This window comes from Pseudomonas sp. PMCC200344 (assembly GCF_030053095.1).
Classification (GTDB): Bacteria; Pseudomonadota; Gammaproteobacteria; order Pseudomonadales; family Pseudomonadaceae; genus Aquipseudomonas; species Aquipseudomonas svalbardensis.
Map to the genome: position 1 here is coordinate 2,313,171 of NZ_CP125618.1, position 20,869 is coordinate 2,334,039.

General features: G+C 60.5%; 16 protein-coding genes. 14 read left to right on the forward strand and 2 right to left on the reverse strand.

Translation table 11 applies throughout. The annotated features are described in order from the left end of the window. Positions 1 to 41: 41 nt before the first annotated feature. Complete coding sequence (locus tag QFW87_RS10390; protein WP_283190436.1) at positions 42 to 3,320, reverse strand: EAL domain-containing protein; 3,279 nt, start codon at positions 3,318 to 3,320, stop codon at positions 42 to 44. A 65-nt stretch (positions 3,321 to 3,385) separates the two neighbouring features. Beyond that, positions 3,386 to 4,276, reverse strand: coding sequence for a LysR family transcriptional regulator (locus QFW87_RS10395; protein ID WP_283190437.1), 891 nt, complete (start codon positions 4,274 to 4,276; stop codon positions 3,386 to 3,388). Between the two features lie 146 nt (positions 4,277 to 4,422). Between QFW87_RS10395 and leuC the strand changes: the two genes are divergently transcribed. From leuC to purF, 14 genes are all read left to right on the forward strand, one after another. Continuing rightward, on the forward strand, positions 4,423 to 5,841 hold the full coding sequence (gene leuC / locus QFW87_RS10400; RefSeq protein ID WP_283190438.1) for a 3-isopropylmalate dehydratase large subunit: 1,419 nt from the start codon (positions 4,423 to 4,425) through the stop codon (positions 5,839 to 5,841). 10 nt (positions 5,842 to 5,851) lie between these two features. Beyond that, positions 5,852 to 6,496: a 3-isopropylmalate dehydratase small subunit gene (leuD, locus tag QFW87_RS10405; protein ID WP_046047740.1), complete on the forward strand. Its 645-nt coding sequence runs from the start codon at positions 5,852 to 5,854 to the stop codon at positions 6,494 to 6,496. Positions 6,497 to 6,563: 67 nt separating this feature from the next. After that, the gene (locus tag QFW87_RS10410; RefSeq protein ID WP_283183834.1) at positions 6,564 to 7,331 is read left to right on the forward strand and encodes a class I SAM-dependent methyltransferase; all 768 of its coding nucleotides are present in this window, start codon (positions 6,564 to 6,566) and stop codon (positions 7,329 to 7,331) included. A 59-nt stretch (positions 7,332 to 7,390) separates the two neighbouring features. Then, entirely contained in the window at positions 7,391 to 8,473 is a 1,083-nt protein-coding gene (gene leuB, locus QFW87_RS10415; protein ID WP_283183835.1) for a 3-isopropylmalate dehydrogenase, read from the forward strand. A 68-nt stretch (positions 8,474 to 8,541) separates the two neighbouring features. Beyond that, positions 8,542 to 9,654: an aspartate-semialdehyde dehydrogenase gene (gene asd, locus QFW87_RS10420; RefSeq protein ID WP_033061853.1), complete on the forward strand. Its 1,113-nt coding sequence runs from the start codon at positions 8,542 to 8,544 to the stop codon at positions 9,652 to 9,654. A gap of 244 nt (positions 9,655 to 9,898) precedes the next feature. Next, positions 9,899 to 10,909: an aspartate-semialdehyde dehydrogenase gene (locus tag QFW87_RS10425; RefSeq protein WP_283190439.1), complete on the forward strand. Its 1,011-nt coding sequence runs from the start codon at positions 9,899 to 9,901 to the stop codon at positions 10,907 to 10,909. Between the two features lie 207 nt (positions 10,910 to 11,116). Further along, positions 11,117 to 13,864: a FimV/HubP family polar landmark protein gene (locus tag QFW87_RS10430; RefSeq protein ID WP_283190440.1), complete on the forward strand. Its 2,748-nt coding sequence runs from the start codon at positions 11,117 to 11,119 to the stop codon at positions 13,862 to 13,864. 196 nt (positions 13,865 to 14,060) lie between these two features. Then, positions 14,061 to 14,885, forward strand: a complete 825-nt coding sequence (gene truA, locus QFW87_RS10435; RefSeq protein WP_046047735.1) for a tRNA pseudouridine(38-40) synthase TruA — start codon at positions 14,061 to 14,063, stop codon at positions 14,883 to 14,885. Between the two features lie 63 nt (positions 14,886 to 14,948). Beyond that, entirely contained in the window at positions 14,949 to 15,569 is a 621-nt protein-coding gene (locus QFW87_RS10440) for a phosphoribosylanthranilate isomerase (RefSeq protein ID WP_283183838.1), read from the forward strand. Positions 15,570 to 15,751: 182 nt separating this feature from the next. Beyond that, complete coding sequence (accD, locus tag QFW87_RS10445) at positions 15,752 to 16,672, forward strand: acetyl-CoA carboxylase, carboxyltransferase subunit beta (protein WP_283183839.1); 921 nt, start codon at positions 15,752 to 15,754, stop codon at positions 16,670 to 16,672. Continuing rightward, positions 16,669 to 17,976 carry a bifunctional tetrahydrofolate synthase/dihydrofolate synthase gene (folC, locus tag QFW87_RS10450; protein WP_283190441.1) on the forward strand — a complete coding sequence of 436 codons (1,308 nt, stop codon included), beginning with the start codon at positions 16,669 to 16,671 and terminating at the stop codon, positions 17,974 to 17,976. Before accD ends, folC begins: the two co-directional genes overlap by 4 nt. Further along, complete coding sequence (locus QFW87_RS10455) at positions 17,960 to 18,619, forward strand: SPOR domain-containing protein (RefSeq protein ID WP_283183841.1); 660 nt, start codon at positions 17,960 to 17,962, stop codon at positions 18,617 to 18,619. The genes folC and QFW87_RS10455 overlap by 17 nt, the downstream gene beginning before the upstream one ends. Before the next feature lie 98 nt (positions 18,620 to 18,717). Then, entirely contained in the window at positions 18,718 to 19,278 is a 561-nt protein-coding gene (locus QFW87_RS10460) for a CvpA family protein (RefSeq protein WP_074875247.1), read from the forward strand. Positions 19,279 to 19,319: 41 nt separating this feature from the next. Then, the gene (purF, locus tag QFW87_RS10465; protein WP_010456022.1) at positions 19,320 to 20,825 is read left to right on the forward strand and encodes an amidophosphoribosyltransferase; all 1,506 of its coding nucleotides are present in this window, start codon (positions 19,320 to 19,322) and stop codon (positions 20,823 to 20,825) included. Positions 20,826 to 20,869 lie beyond the last annotated feature (44 nt).

Here is a 20,869-nt window from a genome sequence, read left to right on the forward strand (position 1 = left end):
CAGCGCTGCAGCACTAAGGCAGAGCAATAACAAGGTCCGCGTCATTTGAGCAGCTTTTGAAAATCCTCCACCGGCAGCGGCGGGCTGTGCAAATACCCCTGATAGAAATGGCAGCCCAGCCCTTGCAAAAATTCCAGCTGCTCCGGTGTCTCTACCCCTTCGGCAATCACTTTCAATTCCAGGCTGCGGGCCATGGCAACGATGGCGCGGATGATCTCGGCGTCGTTGGGGTCGGTGGTGGCGTCGCGGATGAACGATTGGTCGATTTTCAGGGTGTCGACCGGCAGACGCTTTAGGTAAGTCAGCGAGGAATAACCGGTGCCGAAATCGTCCATGGCGAAACTCACGCCGAGTTTTTTCAGGCTACGCATTTTGTTGATGGTGTCTTCCAGGTTCTGGATCACGATGCCTTCGGTGATTTCCAGTTTCAGCAGCGAGCAGGGCAGACCGTGGCTGACGAGGCTGTGTTCGATGCGTTCGACGAAGTCGTTTTGGCGAAATTGCCGTGGGCTGATGTTGACGCACAGGCTGAAGTCCAGCGGATCGACCAGGCCCTTGGCGATCAGTTGTTTGAAGGCGCTGCAGGCTTCATCGATGATCCATGTGCCGACTTCCAGAATAAGCCCGCTGTCCTCCAGCACCTTGATGAACTCGGTGGGCGATTGCGCGCCGAGTTCCGGATGGTTCCAGCGCACCAGCGCCTCGGCGCCGACGATGCGGTCGTTCCGGGCGTCCACCTGAGGCTGGTAGTGCACGCGGAACTCACCCCGGGAAAGGGCCAGGCGCAGGTCGGTTTCCATGCGCAAGCGTTCGCTCGCCGCCTTCTGCATGGTGTTGTGGTACATCTGCGCGGTGTTGCGGCCCGAATCCTTGGCCCGGTAGAGGGCGATGTCGGCGCGTTTGAGCAGGTCGGTCGGGGTCGAACCGTGATCGGGAATCAGCGCGATGCCGATGCTCGGGGTTACTTGCAGGCGTTGTCCGTCGAGGAACATCGGCTCCGACAGCAGTTCACGCAATGTGTCCGCCAGTTGCAGGACTTGCTCGCTGACCTCGTTGCGCGAGCCTTCGAGCCCGCTGAGCAGCACCACGAATTCGTCACCGCCCAAACGCGCGACGGTGTCTTCCATACGCACGCTGGCTTCGAGGCGCGCGGTGATGATTTTCAGCACGGTATCGCCCACCGGATGACCGAGCGAATCATTGATGTGCTTGAAGTGATCAAGGTCGAGAAACAGCAAGGCGCCGCGTAGGTTGTGGCGCTTGAGCAGGGCGATCTGCTGACTCAGGCGATCCATCAGCAGGGCGCGATTGGGCAGGTTGGTCAGCGGGTCGTGGTAGGCCAGGTGACGGATCTGCGCTTCGGCGTTTTTCAGCAGGCTGACGTCCCGCGCGGTCAGCAGCAGGCAGGCGGTTTCGTTGAGGGTGATCGGTTCTACCGAGACTTCGACGGTCAGCAACTCGCCGCGTTTATTGCGTCCGAGCATTTCCTGATGAAGTACCCGACCGTTGATCTGGAGTTCGGTGAGCAGCGCCGAACGTTGTTTTTCCTCGGCCCAGATGCCGACCTGATACACCGTGCGACCGACCACTTCATCGGCGCGGTAGCCGGTCAGGCGGCAGAAGCCATCGTTAACCTCCAGATAACGCCCGGTGTCGCGCTCGGTGATGGTGATGGCGTCGGGGCTGGAGTGGAAGGCCTTGGCGAACTTCTCTTCGCTGGCCTTGAGCGCGGCTTCCGAGCGTTGCTGCTGAGTGATATCGCGCAGGGTGGTGACGATGCACGGCTGGTCGCCGACGCTGATCTGGCGGCTGGAAATCACGCAGGTCAGGGCTTGCCCGTCTTTGTGCTGAACGAGGATCGCCACGTTGTTCAGGACTTGCTCGCGGATGACCTGCTCGATGCGTCGCAGGCTTTGTGCCGAAGCGTCCCATAGTCCGATTTCGTCGGCGCCGCGGCCAATTACATCGGCGGCGCTCCAGCCGAAGGTCTGGGTGAAGCTGGAGTTGATCTCGATGAATTGACCGGTGTCTTGACGGGTCACGCAGATCGGGTCCGGGCTGACCTGGAACAGGGTGGCGAACTTCTCTTCGGACGCCACCAGCAGTTGCTCCCGCTCCACCTGGTCGGTGATGTCGAGCAGGGTGCCGGCCATGCGCAGCGGGACACCGTTTTCATCGCGATAGAGTCGGGCGCGGCTTTCCAGGAAACGCGAGCTCCCGTCCGGCAGTTGCACGCGGTAGGTCAGTTGATAATTGCCGGCAGGGCCTTCTCGCAGGCTGCGATAGGCGTCGCGCATGGTGCCGCGCTCTTCGCCGGGCACGCCTTCAAAAAACTCGTCGAAGGATTCATGGAAAGGTATGGCTTCCAGCCCGTGCAGTTGGGCGGCGCGTGCCGAGCCGTACAGCATGCCGCTGGGAATGTGCCAGTCCCAGGTGCCGAGTTGCGCTGAATCCAGCGCCAGGTCGAGGCGCTCCTGGCTGTCTTTCAGAGCAAGCTCGGCGGCTTTGCGTTCGGTGGTGTCAAGGAACGTACTCAGCAGATAAGGCTGGCCTTCGAGCTCGACCTTTTGCGCGCTGAGGATGCCGTCGTGGATCTGGCCGTTGCTGGCACGAAATTGCACCTCCATGTTGATCAGTTCGCCCTTGGCCTTGGTGGCTTTGACGAGTTGCGCCCGTTGCTCCGGATGCACCCAGAGGCCCAGTTCCAGGGTGGTGCGACCAATAGCGTTCTGCACTGGCCAGCCAAACAGGCTTTCGAAATACTGGTTGGCTTCGCTGATCAGGCCGTCTTCCTGGCGAGTCAGCAGGACCATGTTCGGACACAGGTGGAACAGCGTGGCGAAGCGTTTTTCCGAGCTGCTCAACGCCTGTTCGCGCTGGCGCTGGTGGGTGATCTCACGGATGACGCCAATCATGCGTGGTCGACCGTGTTTGTCCGGCAGCAGGCTGCCGTTGATCTCCAGCCAGTGCAGGCTGCCGTCGGGCCAGCGTATGCGGTGATGCATCGCCTGTTCCAGCGGGGCGCCGGCGATGACCGCGTCGAAGGCGCGAATGGTTTTCGCCCGATCCTCTGGCGGCAGCAAGTCGAGGTATTCCAGATCCGCCGGCAGCGGTTGCCGGGGATCGAAGCCGAACAGCGCCTGGGTACCCCGCGACCAGCTGATCTGCCCACGTTCGATGTCCCAATACCAGGCGCCCAAACGTGCACCGTTGAGGGCGGCCAGCAATTGTGGGGCGCTTTCCCAGCTCTGCTCGGACCGTTTTGGGTCAAGCGCCTGTATACGCGGCATCGGCGGAATACGGTCAACAGATTTCGGCATTGGCAAGCCTTGGCTGAGTGGGGTGTCAGGTTCAGTGACTCGAGGCTCTATAGAAGTAGCACAGCTTAGCCGAGAGTCCCTGGCAGATCGATTTGCGCATCCAGCAGGGCCATGAAGGCCCGTGCCGCATTCGACAGCGTCCGCTCTGTGTGCAGGATATAGCCTAGCTGGCGAGTCAGTTGTATGCCCGGTAAAGGTATTCTCGCAACCTGATCATCAAGCATGGTGCGCGGCAACACGCTCCAGGCCAGGCCGATGGAGACCATCATCTTGATGGTTTCCAGATAATTCGTGCTCATGGCGATGTTCGGCGTCAGGCCTTGAGCTTCGAACAGGTGCCGGACGATGTGGTGAGTAAAGGTGTTGCCGCCGGGGAAAACCGCCGGGTGCAGGGCAATGTCCGCCAGGCTGACCGGGCCGTGGCTGATCAGCGAGTGCTCCGGGGCGACCACGAAGTCCAGCGGGTCGTCCCACACCGGCGTGGCCTTGACCAGTGCGTGGGGCTCCGGCGCCAGGGTGATGACTGCCAGTTCGGCGCGGCCATGGAGGATTTCTTCGTAGGCCACTTCCGAATCGAGGAACTGAATATCCAGCGCCACCTGCGGGTAACGTCGGGTGAATTCCCTTAATAAGGGGGGCAAGCGGTGCAGGCCGATGTGGTGGCTGGTGGCCAGTGTCAGGCGGCCGGTCACTTCGCCGGTCAGGTTGGTCAGGGCGCGGCGCGTGTCGTCCAGCACATTCAGGATCTGATAGGCCCGCGGCAGCAAGGCGCGTCCGGCTTCGGTCAGGCCCACTTCACGGCCCAGGCGATCAAACAGGCGCACCTTCAATTGCTGTTCCAGCCCGGCAATGCGCTTGCTGATGGCCGGTTGCGTCAGGTGCAGCCGTTCGCCAGCGCCGGAGAAGCTACCGGTCTCGGCAATCGCGATAAAAGCATTGAGGTTGGCGAGGTCCATTGCAGTATTCCAGTTGGTTATCCAAAGCATAAAAAATATGAATTTGAGTTATTTAATGTAACCCCCTAGGATCGACCTCACAAGCCAAGGGGTTATTGAGTTGTTCAAAACCCAGGGCATAGAAACACGCTGATGAGGACCGTCTGATGGCCGGCAAAACGCTTTACGACAAGCTTTGGGATTCCCATGAAGTGAAACGGCGCGACGATGGGTCGTCGCTGATCTATATCGACCGCCACATCATCCATGAAGTGACTTCGCCCCAAGCTTTCGAAGGCCTGCGTCTGGCCGGGCGCAAGCCTTGGCGCGTCGACTCGATCATCGCCACCCCGGACCACAACGTACCGACCACTCCTGATCGTAAGGGCGGCATCGAAGCGATTACCGACCAGGTCTCGCGCTTGCAGGTTCAGACCCTCGATGACTATTGCGACGAATATGGCATCACTGAATTCAAAATGAATGACGTGCGACAGGGCATCGTTCACGTGATCGGTCCGGAGCAGGGTGCCACCTTGCCGGGTATGACCGTGGTCTGCGGCGACTCGCACACCTCGACTCACGGCGCGTTTGGCGCCTTGGCCCACGGCATCGGGACTTCCGAGGTCGAGCACGTGTTCGCCACGCAGTGCCTGGTCGCCAAGAAAATGAAAAACATGCGGGTGTCGGTCGAAGGCAAATTGCCGTTCGGCGTGACCGCCAAGGACATCGTGCTCGCCGTCATCGGCAAGATCGGCACCGCCGGCGGTAACGGCCACGCCATCGAGTTCGCAGGCAGCGCCATTCGCGATTTGTCCGTCGAAGGCCGCATGACCATCTGCAACATGTCCATTGAAGCCGGCGCTCGTGTTGGCCTGGTGGCTGCCGACGAAAAAACCGTGGCTTACGTCAAGGGCCGTCCATTTGCCCCGAAAGGCGCGGAATGGGACATGGCGGTCGAAGCCTGGAAAGACCTCGTTTCCGACGCCGATGCGGTGTTCGACACCGTCGTCGAGCTCGACGCCACTCAGATCAAGCCGCAAGTCAGCTGGGGCACTTCGCCCGAGATGGTCTTGGCGGTTGATCAGAACGTGCCGGACCCGGCGAAGGAAATGGACCTGGTCAAACGCGGTTCCATCGAACGCGCCTTGAAATACATGGGTTTGAGCGCCAACCAGGCGATCACCGACATTCAACTGGACCGCGTCTTCATTGGTTCCTGCACCAACTCGCGGATCGAAGATTTGCGCGCAGCGGCGGTGATCGCCAAGGGCCGTAAAGTCGCTTCGACCATCAAGCAAGCCATCGTGGTGCCGGGCTCGGGCCTGGTGAAGGCGCAAGCCGAGGCCGAAGGCCTGGACAAGATTTTCCTCGAAGCCGGTTTCGAGTGGCGTGAACCGGGTTGCTCGATGTGCCTGGCGATGAACCCGGACCGTTTGGAGTCGGGCGAGCATTGCGCCTCGACCTCCAACCGCAACTTCGAAGGGCGTCAGGGCGCCGGTGGCCGTACGCACCTGGTCAGCCCGGCCATGGCCGCGGCGGCTGCCGTCCACGGTCGTTTCATCGACGTTCGCGAACTGATCTGAGGAACCGCACATGAGAGCTTTTACCCAACACACCGGTTTGGTCGCGCCATTGGATCGTGCCAACGTCGACACCGACCAGATCATTCCGAAGCAGTTCTTGAAGTCGATCAAACGCACCGGTTTTGGCCCGAACCTGTTCGACGAATGGCGTTACCTGGACGTGGGCTACGCCTACCAGGACAACTCCAAGCGTCCGCTGAACAAGGATTTCGTGCTCAACGCCGAGCGTTATCAAGGCGCCAGCGTGCTGCTGGCCCGCGAGAACTTCGGTTGCGGCTCCAGCCGTGAACACGCGCCGTGGGCGCTGGAAGAGTACGGTTTTCGCAGCATCATCGCGCCGAGCTACGCCGACATCTTCTACAACAACAGCTTCAAGAACGGCTTGCTGCCGATCATCTTGAGCGACGCTGAAGTGGATGAGTTGTTCCAGCAGGTTGAAGCCAATCCGGGTTACGAGTTGACGGTCGACCTGCAAGCCCAGACCGTCACCCGGCCTGATGGCAAGGTCTACAGCTTCGAACTTGACGAGTTCCGCAAGCATTGCCTGGTCAACGGCCTGGACGACATCGGCCTGACCTTGCAGGACCACGAAGCGATTGCGGCGTTTGAAGCCAAACACCGTGCGAGCCAGCCGTGGTTGTTTCGCGACGTTTGATTTTGCGTAAGGCGACGATGAGGCCCGGATAGACACCACAAGGCTAAGCCCCAAAAAGGAAGTCCATATGACCAGCAACGCCCAGCACAGCCAAGTCGTACAAAAGCAATTCGGTGAACAGGCCTCGGCCTATCTGAGCAGCGCCGTACACGCTCAGGGCACCGAATTTGCGTTGCTACAGGCTGAACTGGCAGGGCAGGGCGATGCCCGGGTGCTGGACTTGGGCTGCGGCGCCGGTCACGTGAGTTTTCACGTAGCGTCGCTGGTCAAGGAAGTGGTGGCCTACGATTTGTCGCAGCAGATGCTCGACGTGGTAGCCGGTGCCGCCGTCGATCGCGGTCTGACCAACGTGTCCACCGTGCTGGGCGCCGCCGAGCGTCTGCCGTTCGCCGATGGTGAGTTCGATTTCGTCTTCAGCCGTTATTCGGCGCACCATTGGAGCGATCTCGGCCTGGCCCTGCGAGAGGTTCGCCGGGTGCTGAAGCCGGGCGGCGTGGCGGCGTTCATCGACGTGTTGTCACCGGGCAGTCCGTTGTTCGACACTTACCTGCAAAGCGTCGAAGTGCTGCGCGACACCAGTCATGTGCGCGATTATTCCGCCGGCGAGTGGTTGCGTCAGGTCAGCGAAGCGGGGTTGCATACCCGTAGCACCACCCGTCAACGGCTGCGACTGGAGTACACCTCCTGGGTCGAGCGCATGCGCACACCAGAGGTGATGCGCGCGGCAATCCTCGAGTTGCAGCAATCGATGGGCAACGAAGTGCGCGAATATTTTGAAATTGAGGCCGATGGTTCGTTCAGCACCGATGTACTGGTGCTGATGGCTGAACGATAAGCGGCAAGACTTTTTCCGGGTACGTCTGCGGGCGTACCGACTGATGACATGAGGAAAGCATGAGCAAGCAGATTCTGATTCTCCCAGGCGACGGTATTGGCCCGGAAATCATGGCCGAAGCGGTCAAGGTGCTGGAGCTGGCGAACGACAAGTACAGCCTGGACTTCGAGCTGAGCCATGACGTGATCGGTGGCGCTGCCATCGACAAACACGGCGTGCCGCTGGCTGACGAAACCCTGGACCGTGCACGCGCGGCCGACGCTGTACTGCTCGGTGCCGTGGGCGGCCCGAAATGGGACACCATCGAGCGTGACATTCGCCCTGAGCGCGGTCTGCTGAAAATTCGTGCGCAACTGGGCCTGTTCGGCAACCTGCGTCCAGCGATCCTGTACCCGCAACTGGCCGAGGCTTCGAGCCTGAAGCCTGAAATCGTGGCTGGCCTGGACATCCTGATCGTCCGTGAACTGACCGGCGGCATCTACTTCGGCGCGCCACGTGGCGTTCGCGAGCTGGAAAACGGCGAGCGTCAGGCTTACGACACCCTGCCGTACAGCGAAAGCGAAATCCGCCGTATCGCCCGTGTCGGTTTCGACATGGCCATGGTGCGCGGCAAGAAGCTGTGCTCGGTGGACAAGGCCAACGTGCTGGCCTCCAGCCAACTGTGGCGTGAAATCGTCGAGCAAGTGGCCAAGGATTACCCTGAAGTTGAACTGAGCCACATGTACGTCGACAACGCCGCCATGCAGCTGGTGCGTGCACCGAAGCAATTCGACGTGATCGTCACTGACAACCTGTTCGGCGACATTCTTTCCGACCAAGCGTCGATGCTTACCGGTTCCATCGGCATGCTGCCGTCGGCGTCCCTGGATACCAACAACAAAGGCATGTACGAGCCGTGCCATGGTTCGGCGCCGGACATCGCTGGCAAAGGCATTGCCAACCCGCTGGCGACCATTTTGTCGGTGTCGATGATGCTGCGTTACAGCTTCAATCTGCAGGATGCGGCCGATGCGATCGAGAAGGCCGTCAGTCTGGTATTGGACCAGGGCCTGCGTACTGGCGACATCTGGTCGGCCGGTTGCACTAAAGTCGGTACGCAGGAAATGGGCGACGCAGTAGTCGCCGCGCTGCGGAATCTGTAATCTCTTTGGCCCGCTGCAACTTTCAACCTTGAAAGCAGCGGCCCACTTTTAAAGAAGGTGTAGTTGCGATGAAACGTGTAGGTCTGATCGGTTGGCGCGGTATGGTCGGTTCCGTGCTCATGCAGCGGATGCTGGAAGAGCAGGATTTCGATCTTATTGAGCCGGTGTTTTTCACCACGTCCAATGTCGGTGGCCAAGGCCCGTCCGTGGGCAAGGACATTGCTCCGCTCAAGGACGCTTACAGCATTGATGAGCTGAAAACCCTCGACGTGATTCTGACCTGCCAGGGTGGCGACTACACCAGCGAAGTTTTCCCGAAACTGCGCGAAGCCGGCTGGCAGGGTTACTGGATCGACGCCGCTTCCAGCCTGCGCATGCAGGATGACGCGGTGATCGTGCTGGACCCGGTGAATCGCAAGGTCATCGACCAGCAGCTCGACGCGGGCACCAAGAACTACATCGGCGGCAACTGCACCGTCAGCCTGATGCTGATGGGCCTGGGCGGCCTGTTCGAAGCCGGTCTGGTCGAGTGGATGAGCGCCATGACCTATCAGGCGGCCTCCGGTGCCGGCGCGCAGAACATGCGCGAACTGATCAAGCAAATGGGCGCGACCCACGCCGCCGTCGCTGATCAACTGGCCGACCCGGCCAGCGCGATCCTCGACATCGACCGTCGTGTTGCCGAAGCCATGCGAAGCGACGCGTACCCGACTGAAAACTTCGGCGTACCGCTGGCCGGCAGCCTGATCCCGTGGATCGACAAAGAACTGCCGAACGGTCAGAGCCGCGAAGAGTGGAAGGCCCAGGCCGAGACCAACAAGATCCTCGGTCGCTTCAAGAGCCCGATTCCGGTCGATGGCATCTGCGTGCGTATCGGCGCCATGCGCTGCCACAGCCAGGCGTTGACCATCAAACTGAACAAAGACGTGCCGATCGCCGATATCGAAGGGCTGATCAGCCAGCACAACCCTTGGGTCAAACTGGTGCCGAACAGCCGCGAAGCCAGCATTCAGGAACTGAGCCCGACGAAAGTCACCGGCACCCTGAACGTACCGGTTGGCCGTCTGCGCAAGCTGAACATGGGCACGCAGTACGTTGGCGCGTTCACCGTCGGCGACCAACTGCTGTGGGGCGCGGCCGAACCGCTGCGTCGCATGCTGCGGATCCTGCTTGAGCGTTGATCGATTGAAGTAATGAACGAACCCGTGCCTTGAAAGAGGTGCGGGTTTTTTTATGGGGGTTGTGTCGCCAGTGAGGTCCTCTTCGCGGGCAAGCCTCGCTCCTACAAGGGCAACGCGATTCCATGTAGGAGCGAGGCTTGCCCGCGAAGAGGCCGGTACAGGCACCACAAATCCTTGGCAGAATTGCCTGCATGCCAACCACCCGGTAAAGTGCCGCTCCCCCCGTTTCGCCAGAGGTAGAACCATGAGCCAGTCCTTTGATATCGCCGTGATCGGCGCCACCGGTACTGTCGGCGAAACGCTCGTGCAGATTCTCGAAGAGCGCGACTTCCCTGTCGGCAATCTGCACCTGCTCGCCAGCAGCGAATCGGCCGGACATTCGGTGCCGTTTCGCGGCAAGAATGTGCGGGTGCGGGAAGTCGATGAGTTCGACTTCAGCAAGGTCCAGCTGGTGTTCTTCGCTGCCGGCCCGGCGGTAACCCTGAGTTTCGCTTCGCGTGCCACGGCCGCCGGTTGCTCGCTGATCGACTTGTCCGGCGCCTTGCCGGCTGATCAGGCGCCACACGTCGTGCCTGAAGCCAACGCGCAGGTGCTGGCGGGTTTGAAAAAGCCGTTCCAGGTCAGCAGTCCAAGCCCTTCGGCCACCACACTGGCGGTAGTGCTGGCGCCGTTGCTCGGTTTGCTCGATCTGCAACGCATCAATTTGACCGCCAGCCTGGCCGTCTCCGCCCAGGGCCGCGAAGCCGTCACCGAGCTGGCACGGCAAACGGCCGAGCTGCTCAATGTGCGTCCGCTGGAGCCGACCTTCTTCGATCGGCAGATGGCCTTCAATCTGCTGGCGCAAGTGGGCAAGCCCGATGAGCAGGGGCATACGCTGCTGGAAAAACGCCTGGTACGCGAGCTGCGTCAGGTCATGGCGCTGCCTTTATTAAAGATTTCCGTCACTTGCATTCAAGCCCCGGTGTTTTTTGGCGATAGCTTTAACGTGACCTTGCAGTCATCGAGCGACATCGACCTGGCAAAAGTCAACGCCGCCCTGGAAGACGCGCCCGGTATCGAGTTGGTGGAAGCCGGCGATTACCCGACGCCGGTAGGCGATGCGGTAGGGCAGGACGTGGTCTACGTTGGTCGGGTTCGCAGCGGGATCGACGACCTGTCGGAACTAAATTTGTGGCTGACGTCAGATAACGTACGCAAAGGCGCAGCGCTCAATGCTGTGCAGGTGGCTGAATTGTTGATAAAAGACCTGCTGTAAAAGATACTTGGCAACAATTTGTCGAATGAATCCAGCCGGGCGCTATGCTTGGCCGGACTGCTGAATGCGGGCTCCCTTCGGGGCTTTGCGTGGCATGAATGAAATGATCGCGCGCGACGACTCTTCGCCGCCGCGCGCAATGCCTTACGGCAGCGACTATCAACACCTTCTCGCTGGCCGAGGAATGTTCAAACAAAGGATGAGGCTATGGTTCAAGTTCGCAAACTGGTGTTAGCAATAGCGGCCGCCTCGGCGCTGTCCTCCGGTATGGCGCATGCCCTCGGGCTTGGGGAATTGACCCTGAAGTCGACGCTGAACCAGCCCCTGGTAGCAGAAATCGAGTTGCTCGACGTCAAGGACCTCACCGCTGCCGAAGTGGTGCCGAGCCTGGCTTCGCCCGAAGATTTCGCCAAGGCCGGTGTCGACCGCCAGGCATTTCTCAATGACCTGACCTTTACCCCGGTGCTCAACGCCAGCGGCAAAAGCATCCTGCGTGTGACGTCCAGCAAACCACTCTCCGAACCCATGGTGAAATTCCTGGTTCAGGTGATGTGGCCCAACGGTCGCCTGCTACGTGATTACAGCGTGCTGCTCGATCCGTCCAAATTCTCGCCGCAAACCGCTGATGCGGCTGCGCAGCCTGCACCGACGCAATCCGTCACCGCACCGGTGACCGGTAGCACCGAACCAACCCAATACACCACCGCGCCGCGCGATACCCTGTGGGAAATCGCTGCGAAGGCGCGCAATGGCGGCTCGGTCCAGCAAACCATGCTGGCCATCCAGGCGTTGAATCCGGATGCCTTTATCGACGGCAACATCAACCGGTTGAAAGCCGGTCAGGTGCTGCGTCTGCCGGATCAGGCGCAGAGCACCAGCGTGCCGCAACCGAAGGCCATTGCTGAAGTCTCCGCGCAGAACACCGCATGGCGTCAGGGTCGTCGCTATGTGGCGAAGTCCGGGACCGGACAGCAGCAGCTTGATGCCACCAAGCGCGCTCGCGACGAAGGGCCTTCGTCGCAAACGGCGACAGACAAGCTGAGCCTGGTCTCTGCCGAGTCCGGCAAGGCCGGTGGCAAAGGCGCCGCCGGTGATGCCAAGAATTTGAGCAACAAGCTGGCCGTGACCCAGGAAAGCCTCGACACGACCCGTCGTGACAATGCCGAACTGAAAAGCCGCATGACCGATCTGCAAAGTCAGCTGGAGAAGCTGCAACGCCTGATCGAACTGAAGAACAATCAACTGGCCAAGTTGCAGGCTGAAGGCGCGGCGGGTGCGCCAGCACCAGGTGCGACCGCTCCGGCGATGTCAGCCGAACTGGCGGCCAACCCTGCGGCAACAGCGCCTGCGGACGCGGCTCCGACTGCACCTGAGGCTGCTGCGCCTGAGGCCACTCCGGCTCCAGCCGAGAAGCCAGTCGAGCCGACGCCGGCAGCATCCGACGATCAGCAATTCAAAGAACTGCTGACCAATCCGTGGCTATTGGGTTTGGCAGGTGGCGGTGCCGTGGTGGCGCTGTTCCTGCTGCTGTTGCTGGCGCGTCGCCGCAAAGCCCAGCAAGAAGCCGAGAAGCATTTGCGCATGGCCCGTGATTTGGCCGAGGAGCAGGCGTTCTCCGCTGAACTCGACCTGCCAAAAAGCATCTTTGAAGACCTGGAAGTGCCGCCGCCGAGCGTGAAGCTCGCTACCGCGCCAATCCCAGCGCCGTCGCCTGCACCCGCGCCGGCTCCGGTGATTGCTCCGGTTGTGGTAACGCCGCCAATCGCCGCGCCATTGGTATCGCCTGCTGGCGAGCGCGATGACGACGTATTGACCAAGGCGCAGTCGCACATTACTGCCGGTCGTCTGAATCAGGCGGCTGCCTTGCTGGAAGACGGGATCAAGCAAGAGCCGCAACGCAGTGACTTGCGCCTCAAGCTGATGGAAGTCTACGGTCAGCAAGGCGACCGCGATGCATTCGTTGCCCAGGAACGCCAATTGGTGGCCAATGGTGACAACTTTGCTCAGGTCGAAAAACTCAAGAGCCGCTTCCCGGCCATGGTCATTGCGGCAGCCGGTGGTATCGCAGCCGCTGCGATCGCTGCCGAACTGGACGCGCAATACGTCAAGGATCTGCTGCTGGACGAGCCTGAAGCGCCGGCACCGGCAGCGCCCGATGACTTCGACAATGCCTTCGATTTGAGCCTGGATGATCTGGAAGCTGCCTCTCCGGCAGTGGTTGCACCAGAACCAGAAGCAGAAGCAGAAGCAGAGTCCGATGACTTCGACAGTGCCTTCGATTTGAGTCTGGATGATCTGGAAACTGCCTCTCCGGCAGTGGTTGCACCAGAACCAGAACCAGAGCCAGTGTCTGCGGCTGAGCTGGACGAGTTCCCGCTGGACGACGACTTGAGCTTCGAGTCGGTGTTGCAGCAGCAGACCGACATCAAGGAAAGCCTCGATGACCTGTCGGACTTCGACCTGGATATGGATCTTGGTGGGGATGCCTCGCCGGCGACCCTGGCCGAAGACGACTTCCTGTTGAGTCTGGATGAAGGCGTCAAGGACCTGGATCTACCTGTCGCTGAAGCGCCGACTGTTCCCGAGGTTGCGCTGGACGATCTGGAGCTGCCAGCCGATTTCGACCTGTCGCTGGCTGACGAAATGGACGCGCCAGACGCTCCGGACGCGTTTGCAGCCGAACTGAATGACGTCAACGCCGAACTGGATCGTCTGTCTCAGAGTCTTGGCGAGCCGAGCTTCACGGCGGAAGACGCCATGGCCTCCGCCGCTGACGAGCCGGAATTCGATTTCCTTTCCGGCACTGACGAAGTCGCGACCAAACTCGATCTGGCCCAGGCCTATATCGACATGGGCGACGCCGACGGCGCCCGGGACATCCTCAACGAAGTGGTGACCGAGGGTGATGCAGGTCAGAAGAGCGAAGCCAAGGAGATGCTTTCGCGTCTGGCTTGATTGATCGGTAAGGCGTAAACAAAACGGCAGCCCATTGAGGCTGCCGTTTTTGTTTCAGCCGACGACAGATCGTTCCCGGCAGGTCACAAACAGCACACGCCTCTGGCGTCCCGGTCCGGCGGCCTTATAATGCCCGCCTTTGCGTACATCAGCAGGCTGTCACTCCTTGGCAAATATAGATAACCCGGCCGCCGAAATGGTGGCCGACGGCTTTTTCCGGATCGCGTTGGGCGTTGAATACAAAGGCTCGCGCTATCGCGGCTGGCAGCGCCAGGCTTCCGGCGTACTTACCGTGCAGGAAACGCTCGAAAAGGCCTTGTCCAAAGTCGCCGATTCACCCGTGTCGCTGCTCTGCGCCGGGCGTACGGATGCCGGCGTTCATGCGTGCGGTCAGGTGGTGCATTTCGATACCCAGGTCGAGCGTTCGATGAAAGCCTGGGTCATGGGCGCCAATATCAATTTGCCCCACGACGTCAGTGTCAGCTGGGCCAAGGTTATGCCGGCGCATTTTCATGCGCGGTTCAAGGCGATTGCCCGGCGCTATCGCTACGTGATCTACAACGATCAGATCCGCCCGGCGCACCTGAACGAAGAAATCACCTGGAACCACCGTCCGCTGGACGTCGAACGCATGGCCGAGGCGGCGCAGTACCTGGTCGGTACCCACGATTTCAGCGCTTTCCGTGCCGGCCAGTGTCAGGCCAAGTCGCCGATCAAGGAGCTGCATCACCTGCGCGTCACGCGCCACGGCAAGATGATCGTGCTGGACATCCGCGCCAGCGCCTTCCTGCACCACATGGTGCGCAACATTGCTGGCGTGCTGATGACCATCGGTGCCGGCGAGCGCCCGGTGGAGTGGATGAAAGAAGTGCTGGAGAGCCGCATTCGCCGTTCCGGTGGGGTGACGGCGCATCCGTACGGCCTGTACCTGGTGCAGGTCGAGTACCGCGACGAGTTCGAATTGCCCGAGCGTTACATCGGGCCGCACTTCCTGACCGGCTTCTCGGAACTTGACGGCTGACGCCCTCGAACGCTTTTGTTACCATCCGGGACTTTCTCGGATTTACCTTGGGGTTCTATCGACATGTCGGCCATTCGCAGCAAGATTTGCGGGATTACCCGCATAGAAGATGCGTTGGCAGCGGTTGAGGCCGGGGCTGATGCGATCGGATTTGTGTTCTACGCCAAAAGCCCCCGGGCCGTGACGTTTCAGCAGGCGCGCTCGATCATCGAGGCGTTGCCGCCGTTCGTGACCACCGTAGGGTTGTTCGTCAACGCCAGCCGCTGCGAGTTGGGGGAAATCCTCGACGCCGTGCCGCTGGACCTGTTGCAGTTCCACGGCGACGAAACCGCGGCCGACTGCGAAGAATGGAATCGTCCGTACATCAAGGCGCTGCGGGTCAAGGCCGGTGACGATATCGCGGCTGCGTGCGATGCGTTTCCAAGTGCCAGCGGTATCCTGCTCGACGCCTACGTTGAAGGCGTACCCGGCGGAACCGGTGAAGCGTTTGACTGGTCTCTGATACCGCAAGGCTTGAGCAAACCGATCATCCTGGCGGGTGGCTTGACGCTGGACAACGTCGCCGAGGCGATTGCAAGGGTTCGGCCTTATGCCGTGGACGTCAGCGGTGGGGTGGAGGCGAGCAAGGGCATCAAGGATCACGCAAAGATTCAGGCATTCATTAAAGCGGTACGCGGTAGCTGATGTGACGGCTGGCACACTGCCGCCGTCCACAGGCATGGCTGAGGGTTTTTGGGGTGTACGCAGGTCACGTTTAGCTGATCCGGCAACCCATCGATCATCGCCACACACATGAATTTAGCTCAAGGGCATACGCGGGGCTGCGAACCAAAGCGTTCGGGCCGCCGGTACTGGAGAAAGAAAGCATGAGCAACTGGTTAGTAGACAAACTGATCCCTTCGATCATGCGTTCCGAGGTCAAGAAGAGCTCGGTGCCTGAAGGTCTGTGGCACAAATGCCCGTCTTGCGAGGCTGTGCTGTATCGTCCGGAGCTGGAAAAGACCCTGGACGTTTGCCCCAAGTGCAATCACCACATGCGTATTGGCGCTCGCGCTCGTATTGATATCTTCCTCGACGCTGAAGGCCGTGCCGAACTGGGCGCGGACCTGGAGCCGGTTGACCGTCTGAAGTTCCGCGACGGCAAGAAGTACAAGGATCGCCTGACAGCTGCGCAAAAGGCGACCGGCGAAAAAGACGCACTGATCTCCATGAGCGGCTCCCTGTTGGGCATGCCGGTAGTGGTTTCGGCCTTCGAATTCTCCTTCATGGGTGGTTCGATGGGCGCCATCGTTGGTGAGCGTTTTGTTCGCGCCGCCAACTACGCGCTGGAAAACCGTTGCCCGATGATCTGCTTCGCCGCTTCCGGCGGTGCGCGGATGCAGGAAGCCCTGATCTCCCTGATGCAAATGGCCAAGACCTCCGCGGTACTGGCGCGTCTGCGTGAAGAAGGCATTCCGTTCATCTCTGTGCTGACCGACCCGGTCTACGGTGGTGTTTCCGCCAGTCTGGCGATGCTCGGTGACGTGATTGTTGGTGAGCCAAAGGCCCTGATCGGCTTCGCCGGGCCGCGCGTGATCGAGCAAACCGTGCGTGAAAAACTGCCGGAAGGCTTCCAGCGCAGCGAGTTCCTGCTGGAACACGGTGCGATCGACATGATCATCCACCGTCAGGAGCTGCGTCCGCGTCTGGGCAATCTGCTGGCACAAATGATGGGCCTGCCGACGCCGAAATTCGTCGCCGCGCCAATCGAGCCAATCGTAGTTCCACCGGTACCCGCCAACATATGATCGAACGTACCCTTGGCGAGTGGCTCGCCTACCTTGAGCAGTTGCACCCTTCGGCCATCGACATGGGCCTGGAGCGCTCGCAACAGGTAGCGTCCCGCATGGGACTGGGCAAGCCGGCGCCTCGGGTGATCACGGTCACCGGCACCAATGGCAAAGGTTCTACCTGCGCATTCGTGGCTTCGTTGCTGCGTGTGCAGGGCCTGAACGTCGGTGTCTACAATTCTCCGCACCTGCTGCGTTACAACGAGCGGGTGCAGGTCAATGGCGTCGAAGCCACTGACGCCGAGCTGTGCGAAGCCTTTGCAGCGGTCGAGGCGGGCCGTGGCGACACTTCGCTGACGTACTTCGAAATGGGCACCCTGGCGGCGTTCTGGCTGTTCCAACACGCCAGTCTCGATGCGGTGGTGCTGGAAGTCGGGCTGGGCGGGCGTCTGGACACGGTCAACGTGGTCGATGCCGATATGGCGCTGGTCACCAGCATCGGTGTCGATCACGCGGACTATCTGGGTGATACCCGTGAATCCGTAGCGTTCGAAAAGGCCGGCATCTTCCGCCAGGGCGCGCCTGCGCTCTGTGGCGACCTGAATCCTCCACAGCCTCTGCTGGATAAAGCGCGAGAGCTCAATTGCCCGTTTTTCCTGCGTGGGCGCGATTTTGACCTCGGCATCACCGATCACAACTGGCAATGGCGCGGTCTTGACGCTCAAGGGCGAGTGGTCGAGCTGCATGATCTGCCGTTGCTTGATCTGCCGATGGAAAACGCCGCGCTGGCGTTGCAGGCTTACCTGTTGCTCGGTTTGCCTTGGGTGGATGCACAAATTATTGCTGCGCTGAAAGCCACTCGGGTGGTCGGTCGCCTCGATCGCCGTCAGTTTGACTGGCAGGGCAAGCGCCTGAACCTGTTGCTGGACGTGGGGCATAACCCCCATGCGGCAGAGTATCTGGCTCGCCGTCTGGCCAGTCGTCCACCGGTCGGCAAGCGTCTGGCGGTGTTCGGATTGCTGGCGGACAAGGATCTGGATGGTGTTGTCGGTGAATTGAATGCTAGTGTCCAGCAATGGGCCGTCGCGCCGCTGGATTCACCGCGAGCACGCCCGGTTGCCGATTTGCACGCGGCATTGCAGAACCTTGGCGCCTCGGTAGCGTCCTATGACAGCGTGGCCGCCGCCCTGGAAGGGCAGTGCGCGCTGGCGACGAACGACGACGAGATTCTGTTGTTCGGATCATTTTATTGTGTTGCCGAGGCCCTTGAATGGCTGGCCCGGCGCTCCACGGAGGAAGCGGCAAATGGCATTGCTGGATAAGGCATACAAACAGCGCATGGTTGGCGCCCTGGTTCTGGTGGCGCTGGCGGTGATTTTCCTGCCGATGCTGTTTTCCCGTCAGGATGAACAGCGTCAAGTGACGGTTGAAGCCCCGGCTGCGCCGCAAGCGCCTGCGGTGCCGCAAGTTCAGGTCGAACCGGTGGTGGTGCCTGAGCCGCAAGCGCTGCCTCAGGAGCCTGTGCCGAGTGATGACGAAATCGCTCAGCAAGAAGCACCGTCGACAGCGATTGCCCCGAGTGTACCGGTGGCGCCTGCGCCTGCCGCCAAACCGGTCGCTCCGGCTCCTGTTCCGGTCGTCAAGCCTGCGACAGCACCTACCCAGCCCATCACAGCTGCACCGGGCAAGCCGGACACGACTCAAAGTCGCGTCGATGCCAATGGCCTGTCGGTCAGTTGGTCGGTGCAACTGGCCAGCCTGTCGAGCCGTGCAAGTGCAGAAAGCCTGCAGAAATCCCTGCGCAGCCAGGGCTACAACGCCTACATTCGTACTGCCGACGGCAAGAATAGGGTGTTTGTCGGACCGCTGATCGAGCGGGCAGAAGCCGATCGTTTGCGTGACTTGTTGAGTCGCCAGCAGAACCTCAAGGGTTTTGTGGTGCGTTTCCAGCCTGAGCGTGGTTAAAACTAGCGCCCCGATTTGAAATGCACTGACAATCGCAGCTTACCGATAGCCATGCGCTCTGCTAAAATGCGCCGCCTTATCCGTCTGTAGGCTGCACTGTGCCATTTACCTGGGTTGACTGGGCGATCGTTGCAATCGTCGCCATCTCCGCATTGATCAGTCTGAGCCGCGGCTTCGTCAAAGAAGCACTGTCGCTGGTGACCTGGATCATCGCAGGAGTCGTCGCCTGGATGTTCGGTGGTTCATTGTCCGAGTACCTCGCCGGATACATCCAAACGCCGTCGGCCCGTGTGATCACGGGCTGTGCCATCATGTTTGTCGCCACGTTAATCGTAGGCGCGATGATCAATTATCTTATCGGCGAATTGGTTCGCGTCACCGGGCTGTCCGGGACCGATCGATTCCTCGGCATGGCCTTCGGCGCCGCGCGTGGCGTGTTGCTGGTGGTCGTGGCGGTCGGGCTATTGAGCCTGGGGCCGGTACAGCAGGACGGGTGGTGGCAAGAGTCACAGCTCGTGCCAAAATTTCTATTGGTTGCAGACTGGTCCAAAAACCTGATTCTTGGGTGGAGCAGTCAGTGGCTTGCCAGCGGTATCAGCGTACCCGCTGAGATACCGTTCAAGGAGCACCTCTTGCCGATGGCCAAAACGCCTCAGTGAGTTGTGTTCAGTTCAGATCCATTAAGTAGGGGTTGCGTCGCATGTGTGGCATCGTCGGTATCGTCGGTAAGTCGAACGTCAATCAGGCGCTGTATGACGCGCTAACCGTCCTCCAGCACCGCGGCCAGGACGCTGCCGGTATCGTGACCAGCCATGATGGCCGGTTATTCCTGCGCAAGGACAATGGCCTGGTGCGTGACGTGTTCCATCAACGTCACATGCAGCGCCTGGTCGGCCACATGGGTATTGGTCATGTGCGTTACCCGACCGCGGGCAGCTCGACTTCGGCCGAAGCCCAACCGTTTTACGTCAACTCGCCTTACGGCATCACCCTGGCGCACAACGGTAACCTGACCAACGTTGAGCAGCTGGCCAAGGAGATTTACGAGTCTGACCTGCGCCACGTCAACACCAACTCCGATTCGGAAGTGCTGCTTAACGTGTTCGCGCACGAACTGGCCCAGCGCGGCAAGTTGCAGCCAACTGAAGAAGACGTGTTCGCCGCTGTTACAGACGTGCACAACCGTTGCGTCGGTGGTTACGCGGTCGTGGCGATGGTGACGGGTTACGGCATCGTCGGTTTCCGCGACCCGCATGGCATCCGCCCGATTGTCTTCGGTCAGCGTCACACGGATGAAGGCGTCGAGTACATGATCGCCTCCGAAAGCGTCTCTCTGGACGTGCTCGGTTTCACCCTGATTCGCGACCTCGCGCCGGGCGAAGCGGTCTACATCACTGAAGACGGCAAGCTGCACACCCGTCAGTGTGCGACCAACCCGTCCCTGACCCCGTGCATCTTCGAACACGTTTACCTGGCGCGTCCGGATTCGATCATCGACGGCGTGTCGGTCTACAAGGCCCGCCTGCGCATGGGCGAGAAACTCGCCGAGAAGATCCTGCGCGAGCGTCCAGAACACGACATCGACGTGGTTATCCCGATTCCGGACACCAGCCGTACCGCGGCCCTGGAGCTGGCGAACCACTTGGGCGTCAAGTTCCGCGAAGGCTTCGTGAAGAACCGCTACATCGGCCGGACCTTCATCATGCCGGGCCAGGCAGCACGGAAAAAATCCGTACGCCAGAAGCTCAACGCCATCGAGCTGGAATTCCGCGGCAAGAACGTGATGCTGGTGGACGACTCCATCGTTCGCGGCACCACCTGCAAGCAGATTATCCAGATGGCCCGCGAAGCCGGCGCCAAAAATGTCTACTTCTGCTCCGCGGCACCGGCCGTTCGTTACCCGAACGTTTACGGCATCGACATGCCGAGCGCTCACGAGTTGATCGCGCACAACCGTTCAACCCAGGACGTGGCTGATCTGATCGGCGCTGACTGGTTGATCTATCAGGACTTGCCTGACTTGATCGAAGCGGTCGGTGGCGGCAAGATCAAGATCGAGAAGTTCGATTGCGCGGTGTTCGACGGCCAGTACGTCACCGGCGACGTCGACGAGGCTTACCTGAACAAGATCGAGCAGGCACGTAACGATGCCTCCAAGGTCAAGACGCAGGCAGTCAGTGCGATCATTGATCTGTATAACAACTGAGTAACTACCGGCCCTGAGGGGCCGGTTTTGTATCTACTAAAAAG